Raw genomic sequence first — 16,971 nt, 5'->3', positions numbered from 1 at the left:
TTGGTAGAGGCAAAAATTTCCCTTGTGGTCAATATGGAACAGGTAAATGTGGCTCAAAATAAATCAATAAAAATATTTAAAAAAGTGCACCATGTCTCAATTAGGTGTTAAGATTTAATGAAATAAGCCTGATGAGATAACTTCGGGGTGTATCTACTAATAATGCCCTTAATGGAGTCTCCAATATGAGTTCTACATTCGCTCAAGTTAACTCACAATCTTCTTTTGAAAAACTGCCCCTGCGCTCGTTAGTCTTCATTGACTCCGGCGTGGAAGATTACGAGTCACTTACAGCGGCAGTGCTGCCGGGACAGCAGGTAGTAATACTCGATCGCACCAAAAACGGCATCGAACAAATCACCTCTGAAATTGAAAAATATGCCTCTACTAACGGGGCAATAGACTCGGTTCACATTATTTCTCACGGCAGTTCTGGCAGCCTACAATTAGGCAATACCGCTCTGGGTTCAGATAACATAGAGCAATACAAAAGCCAGTTGGAAAAGTGGCAAACTTCACTAGCCCCACAAGCAGACATCATGCTGTACGGCTGCGATGTAGCAGGCGGTACAGGTGCTAATTTCGTCGATCGATTCAGTCAATTAACCGGGGCTGACGTTGCGGCATCCACCAACACAACTGGCCGTGGCGGCGACTGGAATTTAGAATTTGCTAAGGGCCCAATTGAATCTCCCTTAGCCTTGCAGCCAGAGGCTATGGCAAGTTACCAAGGTAATTTAGCTACGATCGTAGTAGCCAACAATAGCGATAGCGGGCCCGGTTCATTAAGGGCTGCGATCGCCACCGCTGTTGCCGGTGATACAATTACCTTCGCTCCAGGTTTAGCCAGCCAAACCATTACTCTCACCAGCGGTCAACTCGATATTCCAGTTGGCAAAAACATCACCATTGACGGCGCCGCCGCACCAGGTTTAACCATCAGTGGCAACAACGCATCCCGCGCCTTTTTTGTCAATGCCAACGTTGCGACTGCTACTAATTTTGTGGTCAAAAACCTCATTATTACTAACGGCAAAACTACCGATAGAGGTGGCGCGATCGGCACAACCGACGAAGTAAACCTCACAGTAGACAATGTTCAGTTCAACAACAACGTCGCCGATAAAGGTGGTGGCGCAATTTTCGGTAATTTCAACAATACTCTGACTGTTACCAACAGTAAATTCAACGGCAACGTAGCCACCGCAGCTAACGATGAACGTGGTGCAGGTGCGATCGGCTTTTTGAGTTTCAAAACTTTTACAGTCACCAACAGCGACTTCACCAACAACAAAGGAATTAACGGCGGGGCGATTAACAGCCTTCAAGGTAAGTTAACCATTGACAACTCGCGATTCATCGGCAACGACACCACCGCAGCCGTTTACGCAACAGGCCAAGATAATCCGTTTTTAAGGGGTTTTGGCGGCGCAGTTTACACAGACAGAGCCAGCAATCCGAGCGAAGCTTCCGGCACAATTAAGATTACCAATAGCGTATTTCAAGACAATAAAGGTCGAGGTGAAGGCGGAGCAGCTTATCTGTTCACCGGCAGCCAAGACAAGGTTATTTTGGAAAAGAGCACCTTCCAAAATAACGAAATTCTGGCGCTACCCAACGGTGGAAATGCTGGAAACGGTGGTGGGGTAACGATTTTGAGCGACAGCACCAACCAGGGATTGACCATTACCAACACCACCTTTGCGGGCAACAAAGCCGGCAATCAAGGTGGCGGCCTGTGGATGCGAAATGCCCCTACTACGATTACTAACAGTACGTTTTCTGGCAACTCCACGGCGTTTGCTGCTGGTGATTACAACAAACTCGGCGGTGCAATGACTCTTGGTGCACCCACAACCATTCTCAACACGACGATCGCCGATAATTCTGCCGGCTGGGTTGGTGGAGGTATCTTCGCCGATGCCAATAATGTCACCCTCAAAAACACGATTCTTTCCAACAATACAGCGGCTAACGGAGGAAACCCTTGGGGCATTCAGCAACACGTCACCGCCCAATATAGCGATCAAGGAGGGAATTTTCAGTGGCCGGCCAAAAACCCCAATGACGGAAGCGATTTCAATGCGACGGCAAGTGTGACGATCGCAGACCCCTTACTTGGCCCTTTGCAAAACCTCAACGGCGCTTTAGTCAGGCCGCTGCTGATAGGAAGTCCGGCAATTGATAAAGGGATTGCCACCGGCGCACCCGCTACGGATCAGCGCGGCGTGACTCGCCCTCAGGATGGCGACAGCATTCCAGGTGCGATCGTGGACAGCGGCTCTTTTGAATTGGGAGGTAGTGTCGTCCCGGTGCCAACTCCGACGCCCGCGCCAACTCCGACGCCCGCGCCAACCCCAACTCCCACACCGACGCCCGCGCCAACTCCGACGCCCGCGCCAACTCCAACTCCCACACCGACGCCCGCGCCAACTCCGACGCCCGCGCCAACTCCAACTCCCACACCGACGCCCGCGCCAATTCCGACGCCCGCGCCAACTCCAACTCCCACACCGACGCCCGCGCCAACTCCGACGCCCGCGCCAACTCCAACGCCCGCGCCACCCCCAACTCCCACACCAACTCCGGCGCCAATTCCAACTGAAACTCCCACACCAACTCCGGCGCCAACTCCGACTCCACCAACACCGACTCCGACGCCCGCGCCGACTCCGACTCCAACTCCGACGCCCGCGCCGACACCAACGCCCGCGCCGACTCCAACTCCAACTCCGACGCCCGCGCCGACGCCCGCGCCGACACCGACGCCCGCGCCGACACCAACGCCCGCGTCTACTCCAACTCCGACACCGCCTCAGGTGCCGACACCAACTCCCGCACCCACGCCAACTCCGGCGGCAGATGATTGCCTACTCAATAGCCTCAACCCCCCGCAACTAGATCCTGCCACCATCACCCCCAACCCCGTCCAACAAACTATCAACGGCGGCGAGGGTAGCGATTTCATCATGGGCGGTGGCATCAACGAGTCAATTAACGGACAAGCCGGCAACGATACTCTCTACGGCATGGGTGGCAATGACAACATTGACGGCGGTGCAGATAACGACTCAATCTTCGGCAATGGAGGCAGCGATTTCATCTCTGGCGGCGCTGGCAACGATACCATCTACGCTGGCAAAGATCCTGACACTGTTGTCGGTGGTGAGGGCGACGACTTGTTGAGAGGAGATTTAGGCAATGATACAGTTGCCGGCGGCGTTGGCAACGACAGCATTTTCGGCGGTAAAGATGACGATATCTTGCTGGGCGAAGATGGTGACGACTACATTTTAGGCAACTTAGGAAATGACACAATTAATGCTGGAAACGGCAACGATATTGCCTTTGGCAATGAAGGTGCAGACCTGATTTTTGGCGACATCGGTAACGATACCCTCTACGGCGGCAAAGACAACGACAGTCTCGATGGCGGTGAGGGCAACGACTTACTCTTCGGCGGCAATGAAAACGATGTGCTCTGTGGCGACATCGGTAACGATAGCCTGTACGGAGGCAAAGGTAATGATATTCTCAGTGGTGGTGCTGGGGACGATTTCCTTTCCGGGGATGTTGGGGACGATACATTGACGGGAGGTTCGGGAAATGATGTGTTTTTCCTCAATCAAAGTGTGGGTAGCGACATCATTAATGATTTCCGCAAGGGAGAGGATTTAATTGGGTTGAATTCTGGTTTGAGTTTTAATCAACTCAGTATTACTTCCAGCAACAATCAGACTTTGATTACTGTGACGGATACCAATCAATTGTTGGCGAAGCTTAACAATATTACCCCCGGTATTCTTACCGCTAGCGATTTCACTCAGGTAACAATCTAACTGCCTCGGGTAGGGTGGGCTATAAGCAGCCAGCCCGCTTAGAAGTGGTGAAGAAGGCTCTCAAACTCCTGAAATTTGGTGGATGAAGTTAGCGCAGCCCTCGAAGAGGATCACTCGATCAGATTCTTTTTAACAGCGATCGGTAATAAATCTTGTTTATTGCCGATCGCCCAAACCTAGAATGAGGCACATCCGTCTATTGCAATCCTGAGCTAGCTAGCCATAAGTAGCGCCCGAATAAAGCCAGCTTTCTCAACCACTAAATTTCAGATTTTTGGAAAGTTTTTGCGAGGCAAAAAAGTTAAATTGATCAAATTTTTCGGCAAATTTCCTGGTTTTTTCTAATGTGAATGTATTAGGTACTAGCTAGAGCAATTGTCAGGAATTCGGAACCCCATAAAATTTTTTCTGAATAGGCTATGACCAAGGTTTACCAATGGTTTGATGCACTACTTATCTCGCTAAGAGTGTGCATTGCCAATCTACATAGAGAGGTTCCCCGTGCCGGACTATTTACATTACATCCTCTGCTGTTAATTGCTAAGAAAATCGCAATTTTCACACAAGTTAAGCTGATTAGGGAGACAAGTGTCAGATTTCACTTAGGGATAAAATTAAAGTTTTCCCCTAAATTTTAATCTCCCCGATGGATCACCGAGGTTTTAATTCAGCCTACTGCATTCTGCATCTTTAGCCTTCGGCTTTCAAGGTTAATCTACCAGCAAATAGTAAACATTCTCATGGGTATGCGAAATGAGTTCAACTTTTGCCACCAACATGGATTCACAATCTGTTCTCCGCAAAGCTGGTTCTAAATCTATTGTCTTTATTGATTCCGACTTAGATGACTATCAAACTCTTGCCGGTGGCGTGCTTCCCGGTGCAGAGATCATCATTTTAGATAAAAATGGTAACGGAGTCGAGCAAATTACTGCGAAACTGCAAACAATTTCTGCTGCGGGGGAAACTGTAGACCAAGTTCACATTTTTTCTCACGGCAATTCTGGCAGCTTGCAGCTAGGTTCTGCAACGCTGACTTCGGATAATTTATCACAATATGAAAGCCAGTTGCAAGGGTGGCGAAATGCGCTAAGCGAGAAAGCAGATATTGTGCTTTACGGTTGTAATGTTGCTGCTGGTTCGGGCAGCGATTTTGTCGATCGCCTGGGCGAGTTAACCGGGGCTGATATTGCAGCATCTACAGATCGCACTGGCCGCGGTGGTAACTGGAATTTGGAGTTTGCCAAGGGTGATATTGAAGCACCGCTAGCCTTGACTCCAGAAGCAATGGCCGATTATCAAGGGACTTTAAAGACTATTACCGTTACCAACAATAATGATAGCGGATCGGGTTCATTGAGAGATGCGATCGCCTCCGCAGCAGCCGGCGATACCATTGAATTTGCCTCCTCTCTTGCCAGCCAAACAATTACTCTAACGAACGGTCAACTTGTCATCAACAAAAACTTGACAATTGATGCGGTTGGTGCAGCCAATTTAACCATCAGCGGCAACAATACTTCGCGGGTAATCCGCACAGAAGGTGCAACAAATGTTACTCTAAAAAACCTGATTGTTGCCAACGGCAAAGTTTCTGGAACCGATCCGAATAATGAGACAACTAGCGCCGGTGGTGGCATTCAAACAGGAGGTAGCAGCACTTTAACTTTAGAAAATTGCCAAGTCAATAATAATGTTGCCGGTTTTGGTGGCGGCATTTACACAGGTTTTCGCAGCACGACGACTGTAATTAACAGCAAGTTTAGCGGCAATGACGGTTCGCTAGCAGATAATACCGAACGTGGTGGCGGCGCGATCGCCACTAAAAGCGGCGGTGTTCTGACTATCAGAGATAGCGAATTTACCAACAACAAAGGCAGCTACGGCGGTGCTGTTAATAACCTGTTGGGTAGCATGACGATCGAAAACTCTAAATTCACCGGCAACCGCACAGATAAAGGCGTTGGCGGGGCAGTTTACGTCGATGGCGCTAATGCTTCAGGGCCGAATGCAACCCCCGGCCCCGTTGCCGGAACTATTGCTATCCGCAACAGTGTTTTTGATGGCAATATCGGAGCGAGAGAAGGAGGAGCGGGATTTTTATTTGGCTATCTTCAAGATAAGATAGTTTTGGAAAATAGCACTTTTGTTAACAATAAAGCTGTTAAGGATCTAGCCGGAGTTGGAGGTTCCGGAGGCGCAATTCGTCACGGAAATGTGGATATTACTGTAACAAACTCCACTTTTGCTAATAACCAAGCTGAAGATAATGGGGGCGGTTTGTGGTCAGGAGGGAATGGAAATATCAGCATTGTCAACAGTACATTTTCCGGCAACAGCGCTGCTAAGCAGGGCGGAGCAATGGTTGTCGCTAACAAAGATTCCTTTTCGACTAACATCGTCAATTCAAGTTTTGCTAAGAATACTGCTGAATTTTCTGGAGCTATTGCTACTTTTAACGATCCTGTGAAATCGCCAATTACTGTCAAAAATTCGATTTTTGATAGGAATACGGCAAGTAACTCTTTTAAAACTAGGCAGCACACTGGACGGGAGCTAATCGATGGGGGAAACAATCTTCAATTTCCCGCTAAACTGACGACGGGCGATCCTAATGATAGTAATGTTACGGCAAATGTGACGATCGCAGACCCCTTACTCGGCCCTTTGCAAAATATTAACGGCGCTTTCGTGCTGCCGCTGCTAACAGGAAGTCCGGCAATTGATACGGGTACTGGTGCGGGCGCGCCGGCGACAGATCAGCGCGGTGTGAGTCGCCCTCAAGATGGTGATAATAACGGAAGTGCGATCGTTGATATTGGCGCTTATGAATTTAACCCTACAGTCACGCCGACTCCAACTCCGACGCCAACTCCGACGCCCGCGCCGACTCCGACTCCAACTCCGACTCCGACGCCAACTCCGGCTCCGACTCCGACTCCGACTCCCACACCGGAACCGACTCCGACTCCCACACCGACTCCAACTCCCACGCCCACACCCGAACCGACACCAACTCCCACGCCAACTCCGGTGGCAGATGATTGCCTACTCAATAGCCTCAACCCCCCGCAACTAGATCCTGCCACCATCACCCCCAACCCCGTCCAACAAACTATCAACGGCGGCGACACTACCGACTTCATCATGGGCGGTAGCATCAACGAGTCAATTAACGGACAAGTAGGCAACGATACTCTCTACGGCATGGGCGGCAATGACAACATTGACGGCGGCGCAGATAACGACTCAATTTTTGGCAATGAAGGCAGCGATTTCATCTCTGGCGGCGCTGGCAACGATACCATCTACGCTGGCAAAGATCCTGACACTGTTGTTGGGGGCGAGGGCGAGGACTTGTTGAGGGGAGATCTCGGCAATGATACAGTTGCCGGCGGCGTTGGCAACGACAGCATTTTCGGCGGTAAAGATGACGATATCTTGCTGGGCGAAGATGGTGACGACTACATTTTAGGCAACTTAGGAAATGACACAATTAATGCTGGAAACGGCAACGATATTGCCTTTGGCAATGAAGGTGCAGACCTGATTTTTGGCGACATCGGTAACGATACCCTCTACGGCGGCAAAGACAACGACAGTCTCGATGGCGGTGAGGGCAACGACTTACTCTTCGGTGGCAATGAAAACGATGTGCTCTGCGGCGACATCGGTAACGATAGCCTGTACGGCGGCAAAGGTAATGATATTCTCAGCGGTGGCAGCGGTTCCGATTTCCTTTCCGGGGATGTTGGGGACGATACATTGACGGGAGGTTCGGGAAATGATGTGTTTTTCCTCAATCAAAGTGTGGGTAGCGACATCATTAATGATTTCCGCAAGGGAGAGGATTTAATTGGGTTGAATTCTGGTTTGAGTTTTAATCAACTCAGTATTACTTCCAGCAACAATCAGACTTTGATTACTGTGACGGATACCAATCAATTGTTGGCGAAGCTTAACAATATTACCCCCGGTATTCTTACCGCTAGCGATTTCATTACTCTGTAGTTATTATAATTAAATCCGGTTTGGCTATACCCTCAATTATTCTGCGTATCCTTCGGCGGTTTAAACCAGGGCAACCACGGGGGGATTGTCCCTACAAAAACGAAGTCCACCTCTGCAGAATGAGAGATAAAGGGAGTAGTTAAGTCGGATTTATTATTATAGCATATTTCAATAAAAAGTAGCCCCGCATGATAAATATCCTCTAATATTCTGATGCTATAGCCACACCTATTAATCTATAATTCCTAATAAAGCGGACTTGATATTATTCCGTTTTAATACGATCGCACAAATGCCTATCCTCCTCCTTCACATCGGGATTCGTCCGCAGATAATCCCGCACCCAGTCGCATCCATACTGGAGAAAATCGAGCTGGAAAATTCGCTCTAAATTCCACACAATTGCTGTGGTATCCTGACTTGCTGAGGCGATGAACTTTCCATCAGGGCTATAGGTAACTCCGAACACCCCATCGCTATGTCCTTTTAAGGTTTCAAGCTCTTGACCATCGTACCTCCAAAGTTTAACAGTGCCGTCAAAACTTGCTGAAGCGATTGTCTTGCCATCAGGGCTAAATGCCACTCCGAACACCCCATTTTTGTGCCCCTTTAAGGCTCTAATTTCTGTACCATCCAACCGCCAAAGTCTCACCATGCTATCCATACCTGCTGAAGCCAGAGTCTTGCCGTCAGGGCTAAATGCCACTCCCGCTACCTGACGGCGATGGCTTGTTAAAGTGTGTAGAAGCTTGTAGCTGGTCTTTCCAGAGGCGATCGCATTATCCCACTGCCAAAGTTTGACAGTGCCGTCCACACTACCAGAAGCAATGAGCTTTCCATCGGGACTAAATGCCACTCCGTTAATGTAATCGGTATGTCCTTTGAGAGTTGCCAATTGAGTGCCGTCAATCCTCCAAACTTTAACCGTTTTGTCCTCACCCGCCGAGGCGAGTGACTGCCCATCTGGATGGAAATCAACTGCGAAAACTCTACCTTGATGTCCAGTAAAAGTTTCGAGTAAAGTTCCATCTAGTCGCCACAATCGAACAGTGCTGTCATAACCGCCTGTAGCAATCGTGTCTCCCTTTGGGCTAAAATCAACTCCGAAAACTTTATCAGCTTGTTTGGGGAAAGTGCGAATTAAACTACCATCAAGTCGCCAAAGTTTAACGGTATTATCACGACTAGCGGTGGCAATTGTCTTACCATCAGGACTAAATTTTATGGTGTAAATCGATGCTTGATGTCCGTTAAGAGTCTTGAGCAAACTATCATCAAGCTTCCAGAGTGCGATCGGGCCATCCCAACTCGATGAGGCAAAGATTTGCCCGTCAGGACTCCAAGCCAATCCAGAGACGACATCCTTAGCGACTAGCAAGGTTTTTACCAGAGTCCCATCAAGCTGCCAAAGTTTGACTGTTCTGTCTAGACTTGCCGAGGCAAGCAAACCACCTTGAGGGTTAAAAGCGATTTTTGTCACGGCATCGCTGTGTCCAGTTAGGGTTTTGACTAAAGTTCCATCAAGGTGCCAAAGTTTGACCGTTTTATCCGCACTCGCCGAGGCAATGAGATATTCTGAAGGGCTGTTGGCGTAGCCGGCGCTTGGCGCATAGGCAACATTCATAACTCTATCCGTATGTCCGGTAAGGGTTCTGATCAGTTTACCGTCTGCATTCCAGAGTTTGATAGTTTGATCTTTAGAAGCAGATGCAATAGTTTGACTGTCCGGGCTAAAGGCAACGCTGGTAACTTCATCTGTATGTCCGGTGAGAGTTCTGTGCAGTTTACCGTCTGTACTCCAAAGTTTAATTGTTTTATCTTTAGAAGCCGAAGCAATAGTTTTACCGTCAGGAGCGATCGCGACTTGTGTAACGTTATCGGTATGTCCTTTTAAGGTCTGCCATAAGGTATAATTCGGCTTGACCTTGGTTGATTTTGTACTGTTTTTACGCCAAATTTTAACTGTTTTATCCGCCGAACCCGAAGCAATTAAATCCCCTCTGGGGTTAAATACGACTCCCCAAACTGCATTGTTGTGCCCTTGAAGTATTCCTAGTTTTGTACCGTTTTTTTCCCAAAGATCGATCGTTTTATCGGCAGAAGCTGAGGCTATGAGTTCCCCATCAGGGCTGAAAGTTACATCATTAACCACATTGTCATGCCCCGATAAATGATTATAGTCAACTGCTCGATAAACAGCTTGATGGAGAGCTTCTTTAACTGAGCGTTCGAGTTCTGGGTCTACACCACCTAATTTTTGCAGTTGTCGCTTTCCTCTGATGGCTTGTATTAATGAGTCTAATTTTTGATTTGAGGCGAATAAGGCTTCGGAAGATTTGGCGATCGCTTTGATTTCGCTGACAGCCGTTTGCCGATACTGAAAATACACCGCTACCCCCAATGCACAGGCGATAATTAATGCTATTGTTACTACAAAGAGCAAAAATCTTTGTCGCCTTGAACTTTTTTTCTCTACAGCTAATCTTTTTTGTTCTTCTGTTAGTCTAGCTTCAATTTCTTTAGCCCGTTCTGCTTCCAATCCTACCTGCATTTCTCTGCGGTCTAATTCTTCAGAAGCGCCTAAAAACTGATAATCTAAGTCACTCAAACTTTTACCCTGGGCCCAAGCTTGAGCATTTTTCAATGCCTCTCCGCGCAATAGTCGGGATTTATCGGTCTGCTTGGAAGTTATCCAAGCATCAAAGGCTTGAGAGTATGGACGCAAGGAAGCGAGATTTTTTTCTACCCATTTTGTGTTAAATACTTCTTGATAAATCTGGTTTCTTACCTGTAAAAAACCCTGGTATTTTACTACCAAACCAGACAGCAATAGTTCTACTTGTTCTCGCGAGTCATCGGTGGCTACTTCAACTCCTTGTAAGATTTTTTGATAGATGCCTAGTAGTCTGCCAGCACGTTGCTCATTTCTCAGGATGCGATCGCGGATCGTCTTTAAATGCTCTGGTTCATCTTGAGATTCCCAGTTCTGGATAATGTGCGATCGCACGATTGATTCCACAAAAAATCCTTCTGTTCCCGGTGGAACTATCAGCACGTCACTGTGAGATTCTCGCGTCGCTCTTACTATCAACTGACACAGCTTTTGGCTCAGAAATGGTTGCCCAGAAGTCCAAGCTAATATTGATTTGATAATTGCGTCGGCATTACTAACTACACTCTCTAACCCTTGAGTTAAAGGAGAGGCTTCTTCCCAGGAAAAACCGGGCAAATCTACTGCTTGTCCGATATTAAAAGGTGTCCGATTTTTATCAGCGATTAAATCGCTGGGTGTAGCTACTCCGAAAATCGCGAAGGTAATCCGATTGTATTCTGGATTAATAGCTCGTTGGTTGTAACAATAACGAATCAAGGCGAAAAAGTCATCGACGGGAAAATCTAAGCTTAAAATAGTATCAATCTCATCGACAAATATAAAAATTCGCTCATTCGGGAATTTGACCAATAAAATATCTTCAATAAATTGACTCAATCTTTGCAGGAGAGAAACTTCTTCTTGTTCTTTCCACCAGGTTTTTAAGTTAAGTTGCCCTAAAAGATGGAAGCCACGCCATAAATCCCCAACGATTCCTTTGTACCACTGTAAGGGAGTAATGTTTTCGCTACCGATGCGGGTCATGTCGATCGTGCTGCATTGAAATCCTTCTGCTTGCAATCGATGGAAGGTGCGAACGAGAAGGGAAGATTTGCCCATTTGCCGCGAATTGAGAATGTAGCAAAACTCGCCTCGTTTTAAGGCTTGATAAAGTTCGATATCTGCTTGTCGTTCGACATAGGTAGGCGCATCAGTTGTGAGACTGCCACCAATGTGGTAAGAGTAATCTTTCATAATTGATAGTTAATTGTTTCGGATAATGTCACGATCGCCCACGGCATCGCACAAATGTCTATCCTCCTCCTTCACATCGGCATTTATTCGCAAATAATCCCGCACCCAGTCGCAACCAAAAGCCAGTGGATCTGTATTGAGAATTCGCTTCACATCCCACAAAATCGCCGTTTGGTCATGGCTGGCGGAGACAAGGAAAGTGCCGTCGGGACTAAAGGAAACTTTTGTCACCAAACCTCTATGTCCCGTGAGCGTCCTCAGCAAGAGGCCGTTTTTGTTCCAGAGTTTCACCGTGTTATCCAGACTTGCCGTAGCGATGATTTCACCATCCGGGCTAAAGGAAACTCCCTGCACTCCGTGTGCGTGACCTTTAAGCGTTCGCAGGAGCTGTGTTTTGTGAGGAACTGAGGTGTCTGAGGACTCTAATTTCCAGAGTTTGGCGGTGCCATCTGTACTGGCTGAGGCTAGAGTCTTGCCATCGGGACTGAAACTGACCCCCATAATCATAGCCGGATGGGCATCAATCGCCTGCAACAAAGTGCCATCGGGCTTCCAGATAGCGAGAGTACCGCTGCTACCGACGGCGGCTAAAGCTTTTCCATCAGGGCTAAAGGCCACACTCCAGAAGGCGCTGCCATCTAGCTTCAGAGTTCTCAGCAAAATGCCGTCTGGCTGCCAGAGTTTTACCGTGCCGTCTGTACTTGCGGAGGCAATAATTTTACCGTCCGGACTCCAAGTAATTCCGTAAACTACACCTTTGTGGGCGTTGATTTCTCTCAGAAATCTGCCATCCTTGTGCCAGAGTTTAACTGTTTTTTCACCCCCTGAAGCAATGAGTTTACCGTCAGGACTGAATGCCACATCCCAAAGCCCCCCTGTACCCTCCTTAAGCGTCTTGTGCAACGTGCCATCGACGCGCCAAAGTTTCACCGTGCCGTCTGTACTGGCAGTGGCGACGATTTTACCGTCAGGAGCGAAAGCAGCTCTATAAACAGCAGCGTCGTGACCTAGCAGGGGCAAGAAAAAAATGTTTTTCGGCTGCCAAAGTTTGACAGCATTTCCTATACCCAGGGAAGCAATGAAACTGCCGTCACGACTGAAAGCGATATTCCATACCGCACCGCGATGTCCTGCAAAAGTTCGTAGGGGCAGTGCCTCCGTGCCTGCCTTGCCGTCTTTGCTCCAAAATTTGATTGTGCGATCGCCGCTGGCTGAGGCAATAATCTGACCGTCAGGACTGAAATCTAGACTCTCAACCCCAGATGCGTGACCCTTAAGGGTTCGTATAGGCTGTAACTCTTCGTCTGACGGGGTATGGGAGCGCCAAAGTTTAACAGTCTTATCCATGCTCGCAGAGGCAAATATCTCGCCGTCAGGACTGAACTCGACCTCCCAAATTGCAGCGCTATGCCCTTGAAACGCTCGCAGTAACTTTACGGAGGCCCATTCTCGGCCGTCTTTTTTCCACAATCGAATCGTGCCCTCCGCGCTTCCGCTAACGAGCATTTCCCCGTCGAGGCTAAAGCTCAGGCTCCTCACCGCATCGGTGCGATCGAGAATGGTTAATAAATTGCCGTTTTTGTCCCAGAGTTTAACGGTGTTATTCTCACCGGATGCAGCTAAAGTCTCGCCATCTGGGCTGAACGCCACACCGTTAAACTCCTTACTGTGTCCCTCAAGGCTGTGTAGGAGTTTGGGACCCGGCCAAGACGTTCCCTTTTGCTGCCAAACTTTAACTGTGCCATCTCCACTGGCGCAAGCGAGGAGTTTGCTGTCGGGGCTAAAAGCCATCCTCCACACTATACCGTTGTGGGGAAGAGTCGTAATCAGGGTTCCATCTCGCTGCCAGAGTTTGACCTCGTTATCTGTACTTGCAGAGGCAATGGTCTGAGCGTCGGGACTGATTGCTAATCTATACAGTGTCGCCTGATGTCCTGATAAGCGGTTGAACTCGGAAGCTCCATAAACTGCCTGCTCTAGTAATAATTGCACGCGCTTTTCTAGTTCGGGATTTGCTCCACCCAGTTGTTGCAGTTTGCGCTTGGCTTTGATGGCAGCAATCAGGCTGTCTAATTTTTGCTCTAAGGTGAAGAGGGCTTCGGAGGAAGTGGCGATCGCTTCGATTTCGCTCAATGTAGCTCGACGATATTGCCAAAAAGCTGCTGTTCCGAGAAAGAGGGCGATCGCTAATGCTAAAGAGAGTGCAGCAATAAACCACTTTTGCCGTCTGGCATTTTTTTCGACTTCTTTTAACCTTTCTGCTTCTAAGGTTAGTTGCATTTCTTGCTTGTCGAGTTCGGCGCTAGCTGCTAAAAACTGATAGTCTAAATCGCTCAAACTTTTTCCCTGCATCCAGATTTGAGCATCTTTTAAGGCTTGTCCTCTCAAAAGGCGCGAATCATCTGTTTGTTTGGCAGCGATCCAAGCATCGAAAGATTGGGAGTAAGGACGCAGTTGCCCTAATTTTTTTTCTACCCATTCTATATTAAATACTTCTTGATAAATTCTGTTTTTTACCTGCAAATAGCCTTCATTTTTTACCACTAAACCGGATAGTAATAGTTCGATTTGGTCTCGGCTGTCATCGGTTGGCACTTCCACACTTTGCAAGATTTGCTGGTAAATGCTGAGCAATCTTCCGGCGCGTTGTTCGTTTCTCAGGATGCGATCGCCTATCGTTTTTAAATGCTCCGGTTCGTCTAGGGATTCCCATTTATCGATGATTTGCGATCGCACCAAACTATCCACCCAAAATGCCTCTGCTCCAGGGGGAATATTTACTAATCCTCCCGCCGTTTCTAGGCTGGCTCTATACGCCAAATAGCAAATTTTATGGGTGAGAAATGGCTGTCCTGAAGTCCAAGCTAATATTTGTTTGAGAAGGGCATGAGGATTACTGACGACACTCTCTAACCCCTTAACTAATAGTTGGGCTTCGTGCAGTTCAAAACCCTGCAAATCTATAGGATGACCGATATTAAAAGGAGTTCGCTTTTTGTCCGCAATTAAATCGCTTGGCGTGGCAACTCCAAAAATTGCAAAAGTAATGCGGTTATACTCTGGATTAATCGCTCGCTGATTGTAGCAAAACCGAATTAAGGCAAAAAAATCATCGACATCGAAATCCAAACTGAGAATGCTATCGATTTCATCGATGAATATAAATATCCGCTCGTGAGGAAAATTGACCAGCACGATATCTTCAATAAAATGACTCAATCTTTGCGAAAATGAGACCTCTTCTTCGTCGCGCCACCAAGTTTTTAAATTAACTTTTCCTAACAAATTGAAGCTGCGCCACAAATCCCCAACAATTCCTTTATACCATTGTAAGGGAGTGATATTTTCGCTGCCGATGCGGGTCATGTCGATCGTGCTGCATTGAAAACCTTCTGCTTGCAGTCGGTGTAGGGTGCGGACTAAGAGAGAAGATTTGCCCATTTGCCGGGAGTTAAGAACATAACAAAATTCGCCAGCTTTTAAGGCTTCATAAAGTTGGGAATCGGCTTGTCGCACTACGTATGTAGGCGCATCACTGGCGAGACTGCCCCCAATTTGGTATGTAACCTTGGTCATGCCGTTTATGGGTGGATTTAAAGGTGAGTATCTAGTGAATTTATTTAGAGGTGAGGATGTGGTGCGGTAGCTTAATTATAATATAAATTATGCCAAATCCGGGTTTATTACTCCCTTGTTTTTTAGTGCGCGTAGAGGGACTTTGTTTGTAGAGCAGCGATTTATCATCGCCCGGAAAAGTCGAGTTATCAAGAAGAATTTTGTATGAGGCAAAGAAACTGTAAAGCCCCGCTCTAAATAAAGTTGTGCGAACCAAAATAGAGGCGGTACAACTCGCAGCTTAGCGTACAGCGGTTGTTATCGATATGAATCAGCCCCATACTAAATAATTTAGAAGCCACTATCGGATCTAATTCCACTCCACACTCAGATTTTACCACTTGTTTAAGTGCAACCGCCAGTTCGGGATACTCTTGCAAGGTTGCCCAAAAACTCCGCAAGTAATCTTTATAAATTCCCGCTATTGTCGGAGCTTCTTGTAGTAGCTGATCTAGCCTTACACTGTTTTGACAGAGGTGGTAAAGAGCTAGCCGCACCAGATAAGGATGTCCCCCCACCATTGCCATCAGTCGCTCGGCATCGGGGCTATCTGTCCAATCCATTCCGTGACGCTGCGCTAAAGCAAGTATCTGCTCTTCTGTAAAATAGGGCAATTGCAGCGGTAAACCGACATTAAAAGGCGATTCAGTGAGCTTTAAAGGAATATAAATTTCTGTGGAATGAAGAACGATTAACCGCAGTTTTCCCAAAGTTTCAATTCGCTTTGCTTCTTCATGCCAGCTTCGGAGCAGTGGCAAAAATTCTCTGGCAATTTTTGGATATTCAAAAATTCTATTTACTTCATTTAAAGCTAACACAAGAGGGGTACTTATTTTTGCTAATACATATTGTTGCAAATAGATGGTGCAGCTTACTTTGCTACCCATGTCTTCATCCCAATAATCATCTAATAGAGGTGGTAATTCTAGGTGACGGCTGATGTTGGCACCAAACCACCGTAAAAATTTATCGATGTTGACAAAAACAGCTTCCTCGGCTTGCTGAAAATCTAAACTTACAGTTCGATAGTCAAGAGAAGTTGCGCGATCTAAAATCCGTAGCAGAAGGGAACTTTTTCCCATCTTCCTGGGAGCTTTAATCCGCAGCACACTTCCTGGTTTGGCAATCTCTCTATAGGCGAGTTCTTCAATTAGCGGGTGAGGGATATAAAATGGCGAATCGAGGGGCACGGGAGAGCCGGGAAATTCTAAAGGTGTTGCTAGGCATTGGCTGCGGGTGAATGCTTCAATTAATTCTCGTTCCTCTGCAGTCAGGGAACGTGATTCTACACAAGAGCGAAAATTTGATTTGCTAATAGATGTCTGCAAGATTTGAGAGAGAGATTGCCACAAAGACGAAGCGATGTTTCTCAGGTAATGCTCTCCGTAATGAGATCCCGATGCGATACTTGTATAAGTCTTTCCTTCCCAAACTTGGCGGAGTATGATTTCTTGTACTGGATATAAATCTTTTTGTAATCGGACACGAGTTAGCTGTAATACCTCATCTATCGTCATAACTGGCAATAACCATATAAGTGTATCGTTGATATTATCACTTATGATTGACTCTAAAGCTGAGAGCGATCGCCGATTGGATTGCGACACGATCCTGTCGCGACATTTCTCAGGGGGTAATTGGTCACATCGGTTAATTCTC

At 47.3% G+C, this 16,971-nt stretch carries 5 protein-coding genes; 2 read left to right on the top strand and 3 right to left on the bottom strand.

Translation table 11 applies throughout. From position 1 onward, the window contains the following. Nucleotides 1–185 precede the first annotated feature (185 nt). On the top strand, nt 186–3,839 hold the full coding sequence (locus QUA04_RS09630) for a DUF4347 domain-containing protein (RefSeq protein WP_333256041.1): 3,654 nt from the start codon (nt 186–188) through the stop codon (nt 3,837–3,839). Between the two features lie 753 nt (nt 3,840–4,592). Then, entirely contained in the window at nt 4,593–7,850 is a 3,258-nt protein-coding gene (locus QUA04_RS09625; RefSeq protein WP_333256039.1) for a DUF4347 domain-containing protein, read from the top strand. Between the two features lie 265 nt (nt 7,851–8,115). On the opposite strand, the gene QUA04_RS09620 is transcribed toward QUA04_RS09625, so the two are convergent. The 3 genes from QUA04_RS09620 to QUA04_RS09610 form a co-directional block, all read right to left on the bottom strand. Further along, on the bottom strand, nt 8,116–11,697 hold the full coding sequence (locus QUA04_RS09620; protein WP_333256037.1) for a WD40 domain-containing protein: 3,582 nt from the start codon (nt 11,695–11,697) through the stop codon (nt 8,116–8,118). 9 nt (nt 11,698–11,706) lie between these two features. Next, nucleotides 11,707–15,273: an AAA-like domain-containing protein gene (locus tag QUA04_RS09615; RefSeq protein WP_333256035.1), complete on the bottom strand. Its 3,567-nt coding sequence runs from the start codon at nt 15,271–15,273 to the stop codon at nt 11,707–11,709. A gap of 233 nt (nt 15,274–15,506) precedes the next feature. Further along, a complete protein-coding gene (locus QUA04_RS09610) occupies nt 15,507–16,919 on the bottom strand; it encodes an AAA-like domain-containing protein (protein ID WP_333256033.1) in 1,413 nt (470 codons plus the stop codon). Between the last annotated feature and the right edge of the window lie 52 nt (nt 16,920–16,971).

The organism is Microcoleus sp. S13_C5, assembly GCF_036700845.1.
Lineage (GTDB): Bacteria > Cyanobacteriota > Cyanobacteriia > Cyanobacteriales > Microcoleaceae > Microcoleus.
Note: the sequence above shows the minus strand (reverse complement) of the source record. Positions and strands in the feature narration are given on the sequence as shown.

Coding starts and splice junctions, on each gene's coding strand:
- QUA04_RS09630 (WP_333256041.1), top strand. CDS start 186: ATGAGTTCTACATTCGCTCAAGTTAACTCACAATCTTCTTTTGAAAAA.
- QUA04_RS09625 (WP_333256039.1), top strand. CDS start 4,593: ATGAGTTCAACTTTTGCCACCAACATGGATTCACAATCTGTTCTCCGC.
- QUA04_RS09620 (WP_333256037.1), bottom strand. CDS start 11,697: ATGAAAGATTACTCTTACCACATTGGTGGCAGTCTCACAACTGATGCG.
- QUA04_RS09615 (WP_333256035.1), bottom strand. CDS start 15,273: ATGACCAAGGTTACATACCAAATTGGGGGCAGTCTCGCCAGTGATGCG.